The organism is Aerococcus sp. BD502, assembly GCF_057919555.1.
In genome coordinates this window covers 333,826-352,874 of the sequence record NZ_CP147972.1, presented here as the reverse complement: position 1 = coordinate 352,874, position 19,049 = coordinate 333,826, and the positions used below count along the sequence as shown (strand labels likewise).

Genomic DNA, 19,049 nt, shown 5'->3' with positions numbered 1-19,049 from the left:
AATGAAAGGAGTATGACTGCGTGAAAGCAAGATGGAAGGATTCCTGGCGGGAGATGCTTCGTACCTTTTCCCGTTTCCTAGCTCTTTTTGGTATTATTTTTCTAGGGACGGGTTTTTTTGTGGGAATTCGGGGCGCCAGTCCAGATATGAAGGACACGGCTGCTGCCTATTTTAAGGCCCATCATTTGGAAGATATCGGCATCCAGTCGAGTTGGGGCTTAGACGATGAGGACCTAAAGGCTGCCCAAAAGGTAGCGGATATTGATATTGATCCCTATCGTACGGTGGATTTAGAGGGCGAATCGCATGATATGCTGGTGCGTTTTTACCCTAATTTCAACCAAAGTGCCAAGAGCAATCATTTTGATGTGGTTCAAGGGCGGTTACCCAAAGCCAAGGATGAGGTGGCCGTGGATGCCGGCTTACTGGACAGGCATCTGCCGGCCGATATTCTAAAGCAAACCCTGCGTTTTAAGCAAGATAATACGGATGAAGAAGCCCCCCACCTGACCCAAACAGAATTTAAGGTCGTTGGTGTCGTCAATTCGCCCATGATGATCGACCGCACCCAGCGGGGGGCCACGAATGTTGGTAAAGGGAGTTTGGATGGCTTTCTCGTGGTGGACCCTGACGTTTTGGCCGGCGAACGTTATACAGGTTTTGCCGTCCACGTGCCAAAAGCTGATGACTATAAAGCATATAGTAAGCCTTACGAGCAGGCTGTTGATGAGAAAGTGAAGGCATTAAAAACCGCCCTCGCTGACCGTCCCCAAGCCGTTTATACTGATATTAAAAACGAAATGACGGATAAAATTGAAGAAGGGGACAAAAAGCTCCAAGACGCCAAAAATAAACTCAAAAAAGAAGAGAAAAAATTAAAAGACGCCAGAGAGGCCTGGCAAGAGGGCCAAGACCAATTAACCGTCCAAAAGGAACAAGTTGCGAGTCAATTGCCGCCAGGCGTCACCCTCGAGGAGGCTGGGCTTAGCGCTCAATTTGCCCCCATGGAAGCCGAGCTTAAGGCCAAGGATAAAAAATTGACTAAGGGTGAAAAGGAATTTAAAGCCGAAAAGAAAAAGGCTGACCAGAAAATTAAGGACCAGGAAGAGCAATTAGCCGAGGCCAAGGAAGAGCGAGATGACTTGAAGGCACCGACTTATAAGATTGAAGATCGTGAGCATTTCCCTAGCTACGGAGAATTTGAGGATAATGCTGATCGAATTCAAGGCATCGGGAACGTCTTCCCCTTAGTTTTCTTCCTGGTCGCCGCTTTGGTAAGTTTTACGACGATGACGCGAATGGTGGAAGAGCACCGCGAGCAGATCGGTACCTACAAGGCCTTAGGCTACGGGGCCAAGCAAATTGCGCAAAAATTCTTGCTCTATGCCCTGATGGCTTGCTTACTGGGGAGTTTTACTGGTATTTTATTTGGGAATTACTTCTTCCCTTGGATCATTATTACTGCCTATAAAATGCTCTACACCATTGGCGAGACCCAGTATGGCTTCCATGGTTTTGACATTGCCTTAGCCACGGGCATTGCCCTACTCACTACGGTAGGCCCAGCCCTATTGATGACTTGGCAGAGCTTAAGGGAAGCGGCCGCTAAATTAATGCGGCCCAAACCTCCTAAGAAAGGCCAGCACATTGCCCTTGAACATTGGCGTTGGTTCTGGCAGAAACTAAGCTTTAAGCAAAAAATCACCATGCGCAATTTGTTTCGCTATAAAGGCCGGAACAGCATGACGGTCATTGGGATTATGGGTTGTACGGCCCTGATGCTGACTGGCTTTGGCATTAATGACTCTATTTCTGGCTTGGCTGACGTGCAATTCCAGGACTTAGACCACCGCGATGCCATCGTGCAATACCAACCGCAAATTAAGGAAAAAGCTCGAGAAGATCTGACGAAGAAATTGGCCGACCAGCCTGAAATTGAGGAAGCCGTCAGTACTTATTCCAAGCAATATGAAACCACGGCCGCCAATGTCAACCGCCAGCAAGTCAGTCTAACCGTCGCTTGCAGTCCAGGCATTAATCACTTGCTGGCCATGAAGGATTTAGAGAGCGGCCAACCGAAGGACTTGGGGGAGGAAGATGTTTTCATCAATCAAAAATTAGCGACCCTCTTAAATATCCAAGCGGGTGATGACTTAGAATTAGAAGATGAAGACGGTGAAACCTTAAAAGTTAAGGTGACCGGAGTCTTTGAAAATTACTTGCTCCATTATGTGGTCATGAAGGAAAAGCATTATGAAGAGCTCACCGGTGAAAAGGTCGAACCGAATACTAGTCAAATTCGCTTGACAGCAGCCGGCCAAAAGAAGCGTGACAGCTTGCTTGAAGACCTGCTTGGCCTTGATGAAGTGGCGGGCGTGATGGATTTGAAGTCCCTCAACCGGCAATTCGATGATACGATTGAGACCTTAAATATTGTCGTTTGGGCCCTAATTATTGCCGCAGCTGCCTTGGCCTTCATTGTTTTGTACTGCTTAACCGATATCAATGTGTCCGAACGGATTCGCGAGCTCTCAACCATCAAAGTACTGGGCGCCTTCCCGCTTGAAGTGACTCTCTACATTTTCCGGGAGACGATCTTGCTGACTTTGATCGGTATCGGTTTTGGCTTTGCCTTTGGCTTAGGCTTGACCGCTTATATTCTAAAAACAGTTGAAATTGATATGATGGTTTTCCCACTGGCCATTCACGGCATTAGCTATGCCTATGCGGCGGGGCTAACCCTTCTGTTTACCTTACTGGTATTAACCATCATGCACTTTAAGCTCAAGCAAGTCGACATGGTCGAAGCCCTCAAAGGTGTTGAATAAAATCATTCGGAAGGCGGAGGTCAAAAGCCTCCGCTTTTGGCATGATAGAAGAAAGGAGGGAGAATGATGGCCAGAAAGAAAAGACGGCGCCGGCCAGGACGCTGCCGGCGTCTACGTTTATTCGCATTAATCATTTTAGTGGCCATTGTCTTCGGGCATGTGCTCCAAGATATTGGTGAGCATTGGTTTAAAGCCGACCAGAAGCTTTCGGTTGGCTTAGATCAGAAGGCTGCTTTCATTAAAAAAATCGCCCCCTATGCCCAGGAGAGTGCCCAAAAAAGCCATGTTTTCCCTAGCGTGGTCATTGCACAAGCCTGTCTAGAATCAAGCTTTGGTCAGAGCCAATTAGCTCAGGACTATGGCAATCTTTTTGGTATTAAAGCCGCAAAAACAGGCTCAAGCCAAGCCTTGCCGACCCAGGAATTCCTTAACGGGGAGTGGGAAACAAAAACAGAGCATTTTGCGACGTATCCGTCCTGGCGGGCGGCTGTTTTTGCCCATGGCGACCTGATGCAAAATGGGACGGCTTGGAACAAAGACCTTTACCAGCCGGTGGTCCAGGCCCAAAGTCCCACGGAAGCTACGCAGGCCCTCCAGAATGCGGGCTATGCGACAGATCCTCATTATGCGGAAAAATTAAATGAGCTGATCGTGACTTACCAGCTGACCCAATACGATCAATGAAAACCCTTTTAAAAATTTAGGAACTTCTTTGCATTTTCCCTTTCATGTGGTATGATAAGAATGAATTCGGCTACATTGCGGCCATGGAAGGGGTCAGTCATATGACAAAGGCACAAAGTTATAAGGATAAGGCCTATCATTATCTCAAAGAGCGGATCGATAATAACATCTTACTTCCAAACACTCACTTGAAGGAAATTGATATTGCCGAGCGTTTAGGGATGAGTCGCACACCAGTCCGCAAAGCAATGGCTCAACTGGAAGAAGAAGGCTACGTCCGCATTGAACCTTACAAAGGCGCGAAGGTGACCAAAAGCGCCCTGAATTCCACAGCAATTGTGGAGCGCCTGCAATTTATTGAATTAATGGCGATTCATCTTTTTCAGCATATGCAGGGGAAGGACATTCTCGTTGATGAGAAGCAGATGAATTACTATACTAGTCGGATTGCCAAGCATTTGGAGAATAAGGATTTTGAAGCTTACTTCCAAACAGAATTCAACTTCTTCCATTTTATTGTGTCCTACCACAGTAACAGTTACTTCCGCCAAGTCACCTTAAATACCATTCAAACCTTGCATGATTTGTACTATAATTTTGCTAAGCGGCATACCGAGGATTTGAATTCGGAGGTCCGGGCGATTCGGGAGTTTTACCCTAAATTTAGCCAGGCCGTGATTGCGGGAGATTATCCTAATGCCAGAAAGCAAGTGCGGATTTGGATGAATCATTTGATCCTCGAACAAATTAATTAACTTAGGAAAGTCGGCCCCTCGCTGGCTTTTTTATTTTGCTTAAATTCCTCCGGCTCTCGCCTGAATTCTTTAAATTGGGGCGGGTCCATGCTAAACTTAATAGGCAATGAGAAGGGAGAGACATATGGATCGCAAAGCCTTACTTGATGGATTAAACGAGAAGCAAAGAGAAGCGGTGCAATGCACAGAGGGACCGCTTTTAATTATGGCTGGAGCTGGCAGTGGGAAAACGCGGGTCTTAACCCACCGCATGGCCTACCTCCTCTATGAAAAGGATGTGGCCCCCTATCACCTCTTGGCCATTACGTTCACCAATAAAGCCGCGCGGGAAATGCAGGAACGGGTGGTTGATTTGGTGGGCCCAGAAGCTCGGCAAATGTGGGTTTCCACCTTCCACTCGATGGCGGCCCGGATTTTACGTCGCGAGGCGGAGGCTTTAGGTCTCAGTTCGCAATTTACAATTGCCGGCACGAGCGAGCAAAAAACCTTAATGAAGCAAGTTTTAAAGGACCTGAATTTGGACCGGGATAAATTTAAGCCCAATTTTATGCTTAGTCAAATTTCGGCCGCTAAAAATCTCTTGCAAAGCCCCGATGACTATCAAAAAACACATCAGGGCTATATTGAAGACGTGGTCGGCCAGGTTTATGCCAAGTACCAAGCGGAATTACTCCAGGCCCAGGCCTTGGATTTTGATGATTTGATTATGTATACGGTGCGTTTATTTAAGGAGCACCCTGATATTCTTAAGGCCTACCAGCGGCGTTTCCACTATATTCACGTGGACGAGTACCAGGATACCAATGAGGCCCAGTATGCTTTGGTGAAGCTTTTGTCGGCTTACTTTGGGAATGTTTGCGTGGTGGGTGATGCCGACCAAAGTATCTATGGCTGGCGGGGCGCTAATATGGAAAATATTTTAAATTTTGAGGAAGATTACCCTAAAGCCAAAGTCATTCTCCTCGAGCAAAATTACCGCTCAACCCAAACCATTTTAAAAGCCGCGAATGGCGTGATTGAAAATAATGTGAACCGGAAGGCGAAGAAACTCTGGACGGAAAATCCCGCGGGTGAAAAAATTACCTACTACCGGGCGCAAAATGAACGCGACGAGGGCCGTTACGTGCTCAGTAAAATAAAAGAACACCACGAAGAGGGGCGTTCTTACCGAGAGATGGCTATTTTATATCGGACCAATGCCCAATCGCGGACGCTCGAGGAAGCTTTGGTAGAAGCGACGATCCCTTACCGGATTGTTGGCGGCTTGAAGTTCTACGACCGGAAGGAAATTAAGGATGTCCTCGCCTACTTAACCCTGCTGGTGAATCCCGAGGATAATTTATCCTTTGTGCGGGTGATTAATACGCCCAAGCGGGGGGTGGGCCCTGGGACTTTAGAAAAATTAGAGAAATTTGCGAATGAGCGTGGCTTAGCCCTTTTAGAGGCCGCGGCCCTAGTGGAAGAGTCAAATATACGCGGCAAGGGGAAGAAAAGCTTATTGAAATTTGCCCAAATGCTCCAAAAACTCCAAAAGGAACGGCAAAAGCTTTCCATTACTGAACTGACCAAGGCCATTTTAGAGCAGTCAGGCTACCGGGCCGCTTTAAAGGCGGAACATAATCTGGAAGCTGAGGCGCGCTTAGAAAATATTGATGAATTGCTCTCCGTGACAGCGGAATTTGACCAGCGTTATGAAGCAGGGGAGAGTGTGGAGCAATTAGAGGCCAAGCTTGATGAAGCCTTCTTAGCCGAACGTGACTTCACGGTGGAGCCCGTGCCCTTGCCTGAAGCGCAAGCCACCACCGATTCTGTTCCCCCTACGGCCCAGGAGCAGCAGCATCTTTTGGCGCTGACGCCCCAGTTTGAAACGGCGGAGGGAGCAAGCTTGGCTGACCCCTTGCTTAATTTCCTGACCGAATTGTCCCTCGTTTCCGAACGCAATGACGAGCAGGTGAATGGCGAGGGTGAAGTGACCTTGATGACTTTGCACAGCGCGAAAGGCTTGGAATTTCCGATTGTCTTTTTGGTCGGCATGGAGCAGGGGATTTTCCCCCTCTCCCGGGCCTTGGATGAACCGGACGAGCATGAGGAAGAGCGGCGCTTGGCTTATGTGGGTATCACGCGGGCGGAGGAAAAATTATATTTAACCAATGCCTATTCCCGCCTACTATATGGCCGGCCGCAAAGCAATATGCCCTCTGAATTTATTGAGGAAATTGACGATGACCTGATCAAAACAGAAGGCCGTGCTGGGGGCTTGCGCGCTCCTTATGGGGAGACGACCTATGACCGGGAAGGCTATACTACGAAAGGCTTCTACCAGAGGAAACATGCGGAAGCCAAGCGTTCGGTCTTTAGTGCTCCCTATGAAGGACCTGCCAAAACCCAGTCTAGCCCTAGCGCCAATTGGCAAGTGGGTGATAAGGCCCGCCATCCCGCCTGGGGCACGGGCATGGTTGTCCAAGTGAAGGGTGAGGGCCAAGAGCAAGAAGTGGACATTGCCTTCCCCAAGCAAGGGCTCAAGCGCCTGCTCACAGCTTTTGCACCGATTGAAAAAATATAAGGAGGCGGACCTAGTGGACCAAGAAAAAGCACGCCAGCAGATGGCGGCCTTAACCGAAAAATTGAACAGCTATGCGCACGCTTATTATGTTTTAGATCAGCCGATCGCAACCGATGCGGAATATGATGAAGCTTATCAGCAATTACTGGCTCTAGAGAAGGAGTATCCTGAATTTCGCCTGGCCGAATCGCCCACGCAAAGAGTTGGCGGCGTGGCTGATGAGCGCTTTGAAAAAATTCAACATGATGAGACCCTGCTCTCCTTAGATGATGTCTTTAGCCAAGAAGAGGTGGAGGCTTTTATCCGGCGAACGAAGGAGAGCTTAGGCGCAGACACGACTTATGTTTGTGAATTAAAAATTGATGGCCTGTCCGTTTCCTTACGCTATGATGGTGGGCGGCTAACGTATGGGGCGACTCGAGGCGATGGGCAGGTCGGTGAGGATATCACGGCTAATATTAAAACCATCCCCAGCATTCCCCTGAAACTAAGTGAGCCTTTAGATGTGACCGTGCGCGGTGAAGTTTACATGCCCAAAGCAGCTTTCGAGGCTTTGAATGAAGAGCGGGAAGCTGAGGGCCAGCCGACCTTTGCGAATCCGAGAAATTCAGCGGCGGGCAGTGTGCGGCAACTGGACAGCCGCATTACGGCTAAGCGCCAGCTTAATGTTTTCCTCTATGCCTCCCACTTTGAGGGGGAACCGGCTGTTAATACCCAGGCCGAACTCCTCAAGGCTCTGCCACAATGGGGTTTGCGGGTGAATCCGAACTATGCCCTTTGCCAAAACAGTGAGGAAATTTGGCAGTATATTGAAGCCATGGCTGAGAAACGCCACGCCTTACCTTATGATATTGATGGGGTGGTCATTAAGGTCAATGACTTCAAGGAGCAAGCCCAATTGGGGAACACAGTGCGCGCTCCTCGCTGGGCGACAGCCTATAAATTTCCGGCGGAACAAGCCCAAACCACCTTGCACGATATTGAATGGACGGTAGGGCGTACCGGAGTCGTGACCCCAACTGCGGTGATGGAGCCGGTCTTACTGGCAGGCTCAGTGGTGCAGCGGGCTAGCTTGCACAATGCTGATTATATTGAAGAGAAGGATTTGCGCTTAGGCGATGAAGTCCTCATTCATAAGGCTGGCGATATCATCCCTGAAGTGATTAAAGTTCTCACCGACCATCGTGGTGATCAGGCAAAACCTTATGAAATCCCGACCCACTGCCCAGCTTGCGACAGTGAATTGATCCACTTGGAAGATGAAGTGGCCCTACGCTGCATTAATTTAGCCTGCCCCGCCCAAGCCAAGGAAAAACTTTATCATTTTGTTTCACGGCCCGCGATGGATATCGTCGGCCTCGGCCCTAAAATGCTTGAGAAATGCTATGAGGCGGACCTCGTCCAAGACCCTAGCGACCTTTATCATTTGACCGAGGAGGACTTGCTCACCCTTTCAGGCGTGAAGGAGAAAACAGCAAGTAATATTTTAACCGCTATTACCGACAGCAAGGGGCAATCTTTAGAACGCCTGCTTTTCGGCTTAGGCATTCGCCACATTGGCCAGAAAGCCTGCCGGGATCTCGCTAGAGAATTTGGCGACTTGAAGCATCTCATTGAAGCCAAAGAAGAAGATATTGCGGCGGTCCCTGGCTTTGGAGCAATTATGGCCCAAAGTGTGGCCGAAGCCTTCGGGAATGAAGATATTCTAGCCCTCTTGGAACGCCTGGAAAAGGCGGGCGTCAACATGACATACGAAGGCGAGAGCCGAGCAGAGCTTGCCGCCAAGGACACTTTTTGGCAAGGGAAAACGGTCGTTTTGACCGGTAAATTAGAACACTATACTCGCCAAGAAGCCAAGGCTGCCATCGAAGCGGAAGGCGGTAAGGTCACTGGTTCCGTGTCAAAAAATACGGATGTGGTTGTGGCAGGAGCAGACGCAGGCAGTAAATTAAGCCGGGCACAGCAATTAGAGATTACCATTTTTAATGAGCAGGAGATGCGGGAGAAATTGCCATCTTAAGCGGCCAAAAATTATGTTAGAATAAAAGGGTAAGCATTGTGAAAGTAAGGAGCTAAACGTGTGAAATTGAAGCAGACGAAACGGGCCTTAGTGGCTTTTTTGAGCCTGGTAGTCCTGGCCTCTTGCCAAAGCGTCCCCCAAGTGGATAAGGGAGAGGGCGAAACAGAAGAAGCCGACTTAAAACAGGATACCGGCCAAAGGCTCAGCAAAAGCTATTATTCCGCCCTTATTACCGATGGCCAATATGCCATGAACCCCAGCCGTGGTGTCGTTTCCGGGCAAAGTTCGGAAGCCAATTTGCGGCAATTTGAGAAGGGGCTTTATGAATTGGCCCAAGAGCAATTCTCAACGGATGATTACTTGATCCAAGAAGGGCAATTAATTGACCAGAAATTAGCAGCGAATTGGCTCGCCCCCAAAGGGAAAGATTTTCCCGAGGGCTTAAATCCCAAGGAAGCAACCGCCAAGACACGGTCTAATTTCAAACCCAAAATTTTAAATTCTTTATTGGAATATGATTTTTTGACTCAAGATGAAGATGGCAAACATCATTTGGCGGGGGTGACGATTGGCTTAGCCCTAAATTCCAGTGAACAATTTACGAATGGTGAAGAAGAGGAAACGGTAGAGATTGACCAAGATACAGCCCTGGCAGAGGGCAAGAAAATGGCTCAGGAAATTGTGCGCCGCTTGCGGAAAAAGCATGATGCTTATAAGAAAATCCCCATTCAGGTGGCCCTTTTCTATAGTGCACCAGTCTCTGACTTAGCTGGTGGAAGTTTTAAGGCTGAGGCGGTCTCTGTTGCTGGTTCTTCCTTTAGTGATTGGCAATCCATTAATGTTCAGCACAAAACGTTGGGACTTGGTGATGATACGACTGCCGAGGATAATGTTGGCTTTCAACGCTTCCGTGAGGAAGTCGATAACTTCTTCCCACAATTGAGTGGGATTGAGGGGGTGGGCACCTATCAAAATGGACAATTAGTGGCTTTGGATATTCAAATCAACAGTCAATTCGATGGTTATTCTGAAATTATTGCCCTCGTGCAACATGCAAGCAAGCAGGCCAATACCATTTTCCGCAATAATCATGGAGAAGTGACCATGCGCTTGGTGGGACCCGGGGGCACGCGTGCCATTATGAAACGGCCAGCTGGCGAAACAAATTTCACCTACCAGATATTAAATTAGCCTTCATGGAGGCTAGGAAGGCTCGTTGTCGCCTTACTTTGACTTATGCTAAGATATAGACAATAAAGCTAGGAGGATGATGGATGGAAGTGACGAAAGAATTAGTCCACCACGTGGCTAATTTATGTAAATTATCATTTACAGACGAAGAAATACCAGCGATTACCCAAAAATTTGAGAGTATCATTCAAATGATGAATGATATGGATGAGGTGGACACGTCCGATGTGACGCCAATGACTTGGGGAACGGCAAATCATAATGTGATGCGTCCTGATGAAGTCGCCTGGCAAATGGATCGTGAAGAATTACTGGCCAACACGAAGACCAAACGTGATGGCTTCATTGAAGTACCAACTGTAATCGATGAAAGTGAGGACAATGCTTAATGGCGGAAGAATTTAAAGAAACCATCCAAGGCCTGCATGAGCAATTACTCGCTGGCGATTTAACAGCCGTGGAATTGGTCGAACGTACTTTAGAACGGATTAAAGCCCAGCAAGAACGCCTGAATACCTTCATTACATTAAATGAAGAAGAGGCCTTAAAAGAAGCCAAAGCGAGCGATGAAAAAGGCTACAGTGCCGACCGTCCCCTCCAAGGGATTCCTTTGGGGATTAAGGATAACATCATGACCAAGGGCCTAAAAACCACAGCGGCCTCTAAAATGCTGGCAGATTTCTTACCGGTCTACAATGCTTCTGTGATTGAAAAATTACAAGAGGCCGGGGCTATTATTATTGGTAAATTAAATATGGATGAATTTGCCATGGGGGGGTCTAACGAAACGTCTTTCTTTGGCCCCGTGAAAAACCCTTGGGATACAGAGCGGGTTCCGGGCGGCTCCTCCGGTGGGTCAGCCGCTGCTGTGGCTAGCGGTGAAGTAGTCGCTAGTCTAGGTAGTGATACGGGCGGGTCGATCCGCCAACCGGCGGCCTTTACCGGCACGGTTGGGATGAAACCAACATACGGTCGGGTTTCCCGCTTTGGCTTAATTGCCTTTGGGAGCTCCTTGGATCAAATTGGGCCCATGACGCGCAATGTTTACGATAATGCGCTCCTCCTGCAGACTTTAGCCGGTGCGGACGACCGCGACAGTACAACCAGCACAGAAGCGGTTCCAACTTATACGGATAAAATCAAAGACGGCATCAAAGGCCTTAAAGTTGCTGTGCCTAAGGAATTCTTCGGCCCAGGCATCAGTTGGGAAGTGAAGGACCAAGTGGAACAAGCCGTGAAGAAGTTTGCCGACTTGGGGGCCAGCGTTCATGAAGTGAGCCTGCCTCACCTTGAGCACGGGATCTCCGCCTATTACATCATTTCGTCATCCGAAGCGTCCTCCAACTTGCAACGCTTTGACGGGGTGCGCTATGGCTACCGCGCTGAGGATGTGCATGATATTGACGATCTCTACACCAAAACGCGGAGCGAAGGTTTCGGGACTGAAGTTAAAATGCGGATTATGCTGGGAACTTTCTCCCTGTCCTCGGGGCACTATGATGCTTACTTCAAAAAAGCTCGGCAAATTCGCCAACTGCTGAAGGAAGACTTTGCCCGTGTATTTGAAGACTATGACATCATTGTCGGTCCAGTAGCAACCAGCTGCGCCTATAAATTAGGTGAACGTGTGGAAGATCCGGTCGAGATGTATACGGCTGACCTGCTCACTGTGCCCGTTAACTTGGCTGGCTTACCTGCTTTGGCAATTCCAGCTGGCTTTAGTGAAGGTGGCTTACCGATTGGCATGCAGTTAATTGGGAACTACTTTACTGAAGATACCTTATATCGGGCTGCTTATGCCTTTGAGCAAGCGACCGACTATCACGAAAAACATCCAGAATAGGGGGGAAGCAGCGTGAATTATGAAACCGTCATTGGACTTGAAGTCCATGTGGAATTAAAAACAAATACGAAAGTGTTCTCCCCAGCACCAAGCCGTTTTGGGGCAGAACCTAATACCAATACTAACCCCATTGACTGGGGCTATCCCGGAGTCTTACCGGTCGTGAATGAAGAAGCCATTCACTACGGCTTAAAAGCAGCCTTGGCCTTGAATTGCGAGGTCAATCGGGAGCAATACTTTGACCGGAAGAACTACTTCTATCCGGACAATCCTAAGGCTTATCAAATTTCCCAATTAGATCAACCGCTCGGTGAGAATGGCTACATCGATGTGGAAATTGAGGGCGTAAATAAACGCATTGGCATTGAACGCATTCACCTGGAAGAAGATGCGGGGAAATCGATCCACGGCGGCCAAGGAACCTTGGTGGACTTGAATCGGCAAGGCACCCCACTCGTGGAAATTGTCTCCAAAGCCGACATGCGCTCACCCGAAGAAGCCTATGCTTACTTGGAACGGATCCGGGAAATTATGCTCTACATTGGGGTTTCTGATGTGAAGCTTGAGGAAGGGTCCATGCGTTGTGACGCTAATATTTCCTTGCGCCCTTATGGCCAGGATGCCTTTGGAACAAAAACAGAGATTAAAAATCTGAACTCCTTGAGCAATGTGCGTCGTGGTTTAGCTTATGAGGAAAAACGCCAAGCCCAAGTCTTAAATGCCGGCGGTGAAGTCGTGCAATCGACTTTGCGCTACGATGATGCTCAAAGAAAAACCATTCTCATGCGCGTGAAGGAAGGAGAAGCGGACTATCGTTACTTCCCTGAGCCAGATATTCCTCCGTTTTCAGTTACTGAAGATGTGTTGAAGGGTCTGGCCCAAGAAATGCCTGAAATGCCAAATGAACGTCGGCAACGTTACGTTGAAGACTTCGACTTGCCAGAATACGATGCAATGGTTCTAACACAAACGAAGGAAATGTCCGATTTCTTCGACCAAACGACTCAAGCTGGTGCTGATCCTAAGCAAGCGTCAAACTGGCTGATGGGTGAAATTTCTGCCTACATGAATGAGACCGAACAAGGCTTAAGCGATTTGAAATTGACACCAGAAAACTTAGCTGAAATGATCCAACTCATTGCTGATGGAACCATTTCCTCTAAACTTGGGAAAAAAGTCTTCAAAGGTTTAGCTGAAGAAGGCGGCAGTGCCAAGGACTATGTGGAAAAACATGGTATGGTGCAAATTTCTGATGAAGCGACCCTCTTACCCATGCTTGAGGAAATTATTGAAGCCAATCCGCAATCTCTTGAAGACTATAAGGCTGGGAAAAAGAAGGCGATGGGCTATTTAGTGGGCCAAGTGATGAAGCAAACACGTGGGAAAGCGAACCCGCAAGTCGTCAATAAGCTCTTGAAACAAGAACTCGACAAGCATGTTTAAAACCGTAAAGCGCCATTTTGGCGCTTTTTTTGTTTATTATTGGAAATTGCCTGTATGTTTTGTTTCATTATCATATTAGTATGTTATAATATATAATATCAAATAAATTTAGGAGGTCATTGTTCCTATGCAAAAACGTTTTAATCGTTCGATGCTAGTTGGCGACGACCACGAAGCTGGCTACAACCTCTCTTGGGGTGCCATTTTCGCTGGAGTTGTTACCTTCTTTGCACTCCTCTTTACTTTATCCTTAATTGGTGACGCCATCGGTTTTGGTATGCTCTCACCAACGTCATCGGATCCGATGGCTGGGGTCGGTACCGGCGTGATCATTTGGACGGTCATTTCCTTGATCCTCTCCTTCTTCGGAGCAGGCTTCGTTTCAGGAATTACCGCTCGTCGCGTGGGCCTTGTTCATGGTTTCTTAACCTGGGCCTTAAGCTTGATGCTGACAGTGATTTTATTGGTCAGTGTGCTCTCCCAAGCCTTGTCCGCCGTGGGCAGCTTATTTGGTAATATTGCCCAAGGTGCGGGCCAAGTCACCAGTGAAGTTGCTAGCTCTGCTAGCGACGCTGTGACGGAAAGCTTCGATAAAGTTGTTGGCCAAATTGATGTGGACCAACAAGATATCGATGAATTCAATGGTAATGTTGAGCAAATCTTGCGAGACACCGACGTTAAGGAATTGCAACCAGACTACCTTCGCCAGCAATTAAACGAAGCGAGCGAAGAAATTGGCCAAGCAGCAAAGAATGTTGTCACTGAACCTGAATCAGCTGACAAGACTTTAGATACCTTAATGAAAAATCTTGACCAACGTGTGGAAGGCATTGCCGAAAACGTTGACCAAGATGCTGTAACGAATGCTATTTACCAAAATAGTAATCTTAACCAACAAGAAGCTCAAGAAGCCACCCAAAATATTGTGGAAGGCTACGAAAAAGCCGCTAAGAGCACACGCGAGCAATTGCAAAAAGCAACGGCTGAGCTGGATCAAGCCCGTGTGGACTTAGAACAAGATGTAAAACAACTTCGCCAAGGTGCAGATAAAGCTAGCACCACTGCAATGAGCACCTCAATCTGGGCCTTTGTGGGTGTGGTTATCGGTGCCGTTCTTGCTGTCTTCGGTGGCATCTTAGGGACACGTTTTGTGACTGAAGAAATTACCGAAACGCGCAGCTAAAATTTAGGCTAAAGAAAAAAACCTCATGCCGCGTCGCATGAGGTTTTTCTAATGGGAAAAATTAGATATCGTTATGATCGGGATCCGCCTTATCGACGAGGTAGCTGAGGTCATCTAGTTTCGCCATATCGGCTTTCTCTAAGGTAAAATCAAAGACATCTAAATTGCTCTCAATATTGGCTGGAGTTTTAGACCTAGGCAGGGGAATATAGCCATGTTGCAAGGACCAGCGCAAGGCAATCTGTGCGACGGTGTGACCATATTTTTCGGCCAGTTCAAGCAGTGTTTCATCTTCAAAGATTTTCCCTGAGCCAAGCGGACTATAGCCTTCCAGCTGCAGGTCTTCTTGCCGGCAAAATTGAACCAATTCGGCTTGCGGGAGACCAGGAGCTAATTTAATTTGGTTCACGGTGGGTAAAATTTCAACGTGCGGCAGCAAGGCCTTTAAATGATGCTCTTCGAAGTTTGAAACACCTAGCGCCCGCGCCCGGTCTTCCTGGTAAGTTTTTTCAAAAGCCGCCCAGAGATCCAGGTTTCTCTTTTCATAGCCTGGCTCTTGGCGGAAGGCTACAGGGTTCGGCCAGTGAATCAGCAAAAGATCCACGTAATTAAGCCCCAATTTATCGAGCGATTCCTGAATGGAATGCAAGGCCTCTTCCTTAGTTCCAATATTGTTCCAAACTTTCGTGGTGACAAAAATCTCTTCGCGGTCGAGGCCACTGTCCCGGATGGCTCGGCCCACACTGGCTTCGTTGCCGTAATATTGGGCAGTATCAATATGCCGGTAGCCGGCTTTCAGGGCAGTTGTCACGGCTTCATAGCACTCGTCACCATCTGCAAGCTTCCAAGTCCCAAAACCCAATACCGGAATTTCCACCCCATTATTTAATTTATAGGCATTCATTTTCATAACCTCCTTTGCTTTTCTTAATCTTAGTAAAGAAAACGGTCTTAAGCAAAGAAAAGCGCTTATTTCTAAAAGTTAATTTGACCTTTACTGACCAAGATGCTATAATGAATGTAGTGGGGCAAAGGCCTCCAGAAAGAAAAGGTGATTAATATGAAAAAGTATCATGTGAGTGCTGATGTCAACAGTAAGAAATATGGGAAAGGTCAATTAATCGCTGAACTCAATGAAGCTGAATTTATTGAATATGCGAATCTGCCTGATGAAGATAAATTGGCTTTCCTCAAGGACAAAGGAGCTTATTTCCAAGTGGATATGGCTGACTTAGCGGCTGATGAAGTAGCTAATTTTCAAATTAAGCCGGCAGAAAAGAGTCAGGCCCCACGGGAAAATACAGTTGAGCCCCAAGTGCAACGTAAAATGCGCATGAATATTAATGGCCAAGATACCGGTTGGGTGGATGTGACAGAAGAAAATCAAGCCCAGTATGATGAATTGATGGACCATTTCAATCACATGCATAAGGAATTTAACCAACGATTTGGGGACTTCTTCCAAGATTTCCGACCTGGTCGTTTCCTCGACCATTGGCCAAAAGCTTTTACGCCCGGCCTAGAAGAGCCAAAAGATAAGGAAGACGAAAAGAAAGATCAAGATTAATAATTTTATTAAGAGGGGTAGGCGAACTGCTCCTCTTTTCTTATGGCTGTATTGCTCTCGCTTTGCCCTGTTGCAAGCCTTTGTTATAATGGATTTGTGTGAAAAATAAAGCAGATAGAAAGGATCGAATTATGGCTAAAGTTGAAAGTTTTGAACTCGATCATGATGCCGTTAAAGCCCCCTATGTCCGGATTGCTGGCCGAGAAGAGGGTCCGAAAGGCGATAAAATTACAAAATTTGATGTCCGTTTGGCCCAGCCCAATGTTTCCGCAGTGGATACGGCAGCCTTACATACGTTAGAGCATTTATCCGCGGCTTACATTAGGGATTACATGGACCATGTTATTGACATTTCGCCCATGGGCTGCCGGACTGGCTTCTATGTCAGTGTCTGGGGTGAGCCATCTGCTGAAGATATGGCCAAGGCCTACACCAAAGTTCTACATGATGTTGTGAAGGCTGAATGGAAGGATGTGCAAGGGACCGAACGAAAGAGCTGCGGTAACTACAAGGATCATTCGCTGTTTGGTGCGCAAGAATGGGCTAAAATTGTTCTTGATCAAGGTTTTTCCAAAGACCCTTTCAAGCGGGAAGTAGTTGACGTGACGGAATAAAGCTTTCCCCAGGTCAGCCTGGGGTTTTTATTTTGCCTGAAAGGAGGCGGCTGATGACGGCACCGGTTGTCAAAAACGAATATTTAGAAGTAACTATTGAAGATTTAACTTATGCAGGCATGGGGGTGGCAAAAATTCAGGGCTATCCGCTCTTTATCGCTCAGGCCTTGCCTGGGGAGGCCTGCCAGATTAAGGTTGTCAAAGTCTTAAAAAATTATGGCTTTGCGATACTCATAAAACGCTATACGGACAGCCCAGAACGGGCTGATGTATTACCCGCCCGGGATAATATGCTGAAAACAGGCACCTTGCCCCTGGCACATTTAAAATACTCTGCCCAGCTCTCCTTTAAAGCTAAGCAGGTTAAAAATTGCCTGCACAAAGAAGGCTTGAGTGAGCAGATTCAGGTTTTGGAGTCTTTGGGGATGGCTGACCCCTGGCATTACCGCAATAAAGCGCAGGTACCAATCGCCGGATCGAAGGGAAATTTGTACACGGGCTTCTACCGGCAAAATAGCCATGATATCCTATCGGTAAGCAATTATTACATTCAATTGCCGCAGATTGATGAAACCCTTGAGAAGGCGATAGAAATCCTCCGCCAATTTCCTATTGACGCCTATGACGAAAGCCGCCATCAAGGCCTCCTGCGGCACCTGGTCGTACGAGTAGGCTATTATACGCAGGAAATGCAGCTGATCCTTGTGATTAATGGAGAAAATTTACCCCAAGAAAAGCAAATTGTGGAAAAATTGAAAGCCGCACTTCCTCATTTGGTTTCCTTAGTGCTAAATGTCAATCAACGGAAGGATAATGTGATTTTAGGTGACCGTGAGCGGGTACTGAGCGGCCAAGCCTACTACCATGATCAATTATTCAATCAACGCTTTGCGATTTCAGCGCACAGTTTCTTTCAGGTGAATACTTTACAAGCGGAAGTCTTGTATGAGCAGGTGAGGAAGCGGGCCGCTTTAACGGGACAGGAAATCGTTCTAGATGCCTATTGTGGTCTGGGAACGATTGGGGCCAGCCTCGCTCCCAAAGCTCAGCAGGTTTATGGGGTGGAAGTCGTTCCAGAAGCGATCGCGTTAGCAAAGGAAAATGCTAAGGCGAATGGCTTAGATAATATGACCTTTGTTGCCAAAGATGCCAGCCAGCAATTAGCGACTTGGCAGGCGGAGGGCGTGCATTTCGATGTGGCCGTAGTCGATCCCCCGCGGAAAGGCTTGGCGGAAAGTTTTATCCAAAGTCTCTGTGAATTGGCACCCGCTAAAATCATCTATGTCAGTTGCAATCCCGCGACGCTTGCTCGTGATTTAAAGGCTCTGCTGGCTAATGGCTATGAGGCTGGAGACTTGCAGCCGGTCGACATGTTTCCGCAAACCACGCATGTGGAAGCTATAGCATTGATACAAAAGATGTAAACTTAGAAATCCTGCATTTCAAGCAGTTTTATAAGCATTTTGTCTTCGATAAAGATGAAGAAGGATACGTCAAAAAGACTCAAAAAAACTACATGGATGTAAGAGTTGTTTTGCAACTGGTATGAGGAAACACAAAAAATATATTTAACTCATTTTGTACTTTCTATAAGAGTAGCGTAAAAGGCTGCTCTTTTTTTGTTAAAGGGAGCAAGGATTCGTTACATCCTTTTCAAAATATGAAACATTCACAAGCCAACTTTACATATTCGCTTTTAAAACATATAATAAAAGCGTAAACGAGAGGAGGCGGACTATGAATACACTTAAAGAATTTATCCAAGAAAATTTAGTAATAACCAACAAAGAAGCAGAAGAACTTGGATATACTAGGCATAATTTATCAGAATTAACAAAAATCGGACAATTAGAAAGATTAAGACCAGGACTGTATCAATTAAAAGGAAAGGTAATAGACGATTTTGTTTTAATATCATCCAATAGCAATCGAATTATATTTTCTCATCAAACAGCCCTATACCTCCACGACCTATCAGATAGGACACCAAATGTATTTCATATATCTGTACCCCAAGGCTACAATGCCAGCCATATCAAAAAGAGGTACGAAGATCTACAAGTTCACTATGTAAAAAAAGACCTATACGAAATTGGAAAGACAGAAATAAAATCACCACAAGGCAACCTTATTCCAGTTTACGATATAGATCGAACAATTTGCGATATCATAATCGAAAGAGAAAAAATAGATAAACAGATTTTTACAGAAGCCTTAAAAAGATACTTTAAATCAACAAATAAAAATCTAAGACGACTCATAAAATACAGTAGACTATTTAAAATAGAAGATGAAATTAGAAAATACATGGAGGTATTATCGTGATTAATATCGAGAGTATAAAGGGAAAGATAAGGA

At 46.8% G+C, this 19,049-nt stretch carries 15 protein-coding genes; 14 read left to right on the top strand and 1 reads right to left on the bottom strand.

The features are described 5' to 3' along the window. The first annotated feature begins 20 nt into the window (after positions 1-20). The 10 genes from WF803_RS01730 (at position 21) to WF803_RS01685 (ending at position 14,510) form a co-directional block, all read left to right on the top strand. Positions 21-2,828: an ABC transporter permease gene (locus tag WF803_RS01730; protein WP_489611409.1), complete on the top strand. Its 2,808-nt coding sequence runs from the start codon at positions 21-23 to the stop codon at positions 2,826-2,828. 66 nt (positions 2,829-2,894) lie between these two features. After that, positions 2,895-3,512, top strand: a complete 618-nt coding sequence (locus WF803_RS01725) for a glycoside hydrolase family 73 protein (protein ID WP_489611408.1) — start codon at positions 2,895-2,897, stop codon at positions 3,510-3,512. 44 nt (positions 3,513-3,556) lie between these two features. Beyond that, on the top strand, positions 3,557-4,267 hold the full coding sequence (locus WF803_RS01720) for a GntR family transcriptional regulator (RefSeq protein WP_489611407.1): 711 nt from the start codon (positions 3,557-3,559) through the stop codon (positions 4,265-4,267). A 124-nt stretch (positions 4,268-4,391) separates the two neighbouring features. Beyond that, entirely contained in the window at positions 4,392-6,830 is a 2,439-nt protein-coding gene (locus WF803_RS01715) for a UvrD-helicase domain-containing protein (protein ID WP_489611406.1), read from the top strand. 13 nt (positions 6,831-6,843) lie between these two features. Beyond that, a complete protein-coding gene (ligA, locus tag WF803_RS01710; RefSeq protein WP_489611405.1) occupies positions 6,844-8,850 on the top strand; it encodes an NAD-dependent DNA ligase LigA in 2,007 nt (668 codons plus the stop codon). A gap of 60 nt (positions 8,851-8,910) precedes the next feature. Continuing rightward, complete coding sequence (locus WF803_RS01705) at positions 8,911-10,041, top strand: CamS family sex pheromone protein (RefSeq protein WP_489611404.1); 1,131 nt, start codon at positions 8,911-8,913, stop codon at positions 10,039-10,041. An 83-nt stretch (positions 10,042-10,124) separates the two neighbouring features. After that, positions 10,125-10,430, top strand: a complete 306-nt coding sequence (gatC, locus tag WF803_RS01700; protein WP_489611403.1) for an Asp-tRNA(Asn)/Glu-tRNA(Gln) amidotransferase subunit GatC — start codon at positions 10,125-10,127, stop codon at positions 10,428-10,430. After that, on the top strand, positions 10,430-11,884 hold the full coding sequence (gene gatA / locus WF803_RS01695; RefSeq protein ID WP_489611402.1) for an Asp-tRNA(Asn)/Glu-tRNA(Gln) amidotransferase subunit GatA: 1,455 nt from the start codon (positions 10,430-10,432) through the stop codon (positions 11,882-11,884). The genes gatC and gatA overlap by 1 nt, the downstream gene beginning before the upstream one ends. 12 nt (positions 11,885-11,896) lie before the next feature. Continuing rightward, complete coding sequence (gene gatB, locus WF803_RS01690) at positions 11,897-13,327, top strand: Asp-tRNA(Asn)/Glu-tRNA(Gln) amidotransferase subunit GatB (protein ID WP_489611401.1); 1,431 nt, start codon at positions 11,897-11,899, stop codon at positions 13,325-13,327. 127 nt (positions 13,328-13,454) lie between these two features. Further along, positions 13,455-14,510 (top strand): hypothetical protein, encoded by a 1,056-nt coding sequence (locus WF803_RS01685; RefSeq protein ID WP_489611400.1) that lies wholly within the window; start codon positions 13,455-13,457, stop codon positions 14,508-14,510. Positions 14,511-14,571: 61 nt separating this feature from the next. Here WF803_RS01685 and WF803_RS01680 read toward each other — a convergent pair whose 3' ends face one another. Then, positions 14,572-15,414: an aldo/keto reductase gene (locus WF803_RS01680; protein ID WP_489611399.1), complete on the bottom strand. Its 843-nt coding sequence runs from the start codon at positions 15,412-15,414 to the stop codon at positions 14,572-14,574. 156 nt (positions 15,415-15,570) lie between these two features. Between WF803_RS01680 and WF803_RS01675 the strand changes: the two genes are divergently transcribed. The 4 genes from WF803_RS01675 to WF803_RS01660 all read left to right on the top strand — a co-directional run bounded on the left by WF803_RS01675 (position 15,571) and on the right by WF803_RS01660 (position 19,016). Next, entirely contained in the window at positions 15,571-16,077 is a 507-nt protein-coding gene (locus tag WF803_RS01675; RefSeq protein WP_489611398.1) for a hypothetical protein, read from the top strand. 131 nt (positions 16,078-16,208) lie between these two features. Continuing rightward, positions 16,209-16,691 carry an S-ribosylhomocysteine lyase gene (locus WF803_RS01670; protein ID WP_489611397.1) on the top strand — a complete coding sequence of 161 codons (483 nt, stop codon included), beginning with the start codon at positions 16,209-16,211 and terminating at the stop codon, positions 16,689-16,691. A gap of 53 nt (positions 16,692-16,744) precedes the next feature. Then, positions 16,745-18,115 carry a 23S rRNA (uracil(1939)-C(5))-methyltransferase RlmD gene (gene rlmD / locus WF803_RS01665; RefSeq protein ID WP_489611396.1) on the top strand — a complete coding sequence of 457 codons (1,371 nt, stop codon included), beginning with the start codon at positions 16,745-16,747 and terminating at the stop codon, positions 18,113-18,115. A 313-nt stretch (positions 18,116-18,428) separates the two neighbouring features. Beyond that, entirely contained in the window at positions 18,429-19,016 is a 588-nt protein-coding gene (locus WF803_RS01660) for a type IV toxin-antitoxin system AbiEi family antitoxin domain-containing protein (protein ID WP_019117957.1), read from the top strand. Positions 19,017-19,049 lie beyond the last annotated feature (33 nt).

Coding starts and splice junctions, on each gene's coding strand:
- WF803_RS01725 (WP_489611408.1), top strand. CDS start 2,895: ATGGCCAGAAAGAAAAGACGGCGCCGGCCAGGACGCTGCCGGCGTCTA.
- WF803_RS01720 (WP_489611407.1), top strand. CDS start 3,557: ATGTGGTATGATAAGAATGAATTCGGCTACATTGCGGCCATGGAAGGG.
- WF803_RS01715 (WP_489611406.1), top strand. CDS start 4,392: ATGGATCGCAAAGCCTTACTTGATGGATTAAACGAGAAGCAAAGAGAA.
- gatC (WP_489611403.1), top strand. CDS start 10,125: ATGGAAGTGACGAAAGAATTAGTCCACCACGTGGCTAATTTATGTAAA.
- gatA (WP_489611402.1), top strand. CDS start 10,430: ATGGCGGAAGAATTTAAAGAAACCATCCAAGGCCTGCATGAGCAATTA.
- WF803_RS01685 (WP_489611400.1), top strand. CDS start 13,455: ATGCAAAAACGTTTTAATCGTTCGATGCTAGTTGGCGACGACCACGAA.
- WF803_RS01680 (WP_489611399.1), bottom strand. CDS start 15,414: ATGAATGCCTATAAATTAAATAATGGGGTGGAAATTCCGGTATTGGGT.
- WF803_RS01675 (WP_489611398.1), top strand. CDS start 15,571: ATGAAAAAGTATCATGTGAGTGCTGATGTCAACAGTAAGAAATATGGG.
- WF803_RS01670 (WP_489611397.1), top strand. CDS start 16,209: ATGGCTAAAGTTGAAAGTTTTGAACTCGATCATGATGCCGTTAAAGCC.
- rlmD (WP_489611396.1), top strand. CDS start 16,745: ATGACGGCACCGGTTGTCAAAAACGAATATTTAGAAGTAACTATTGAA.
- WF803_RS01660 (WP_019117957.1), top strand. CDS start 18,429: ATGAATACACTTAAAGAATTTATCCAAGAAAATTTAGTAATAACCAAC.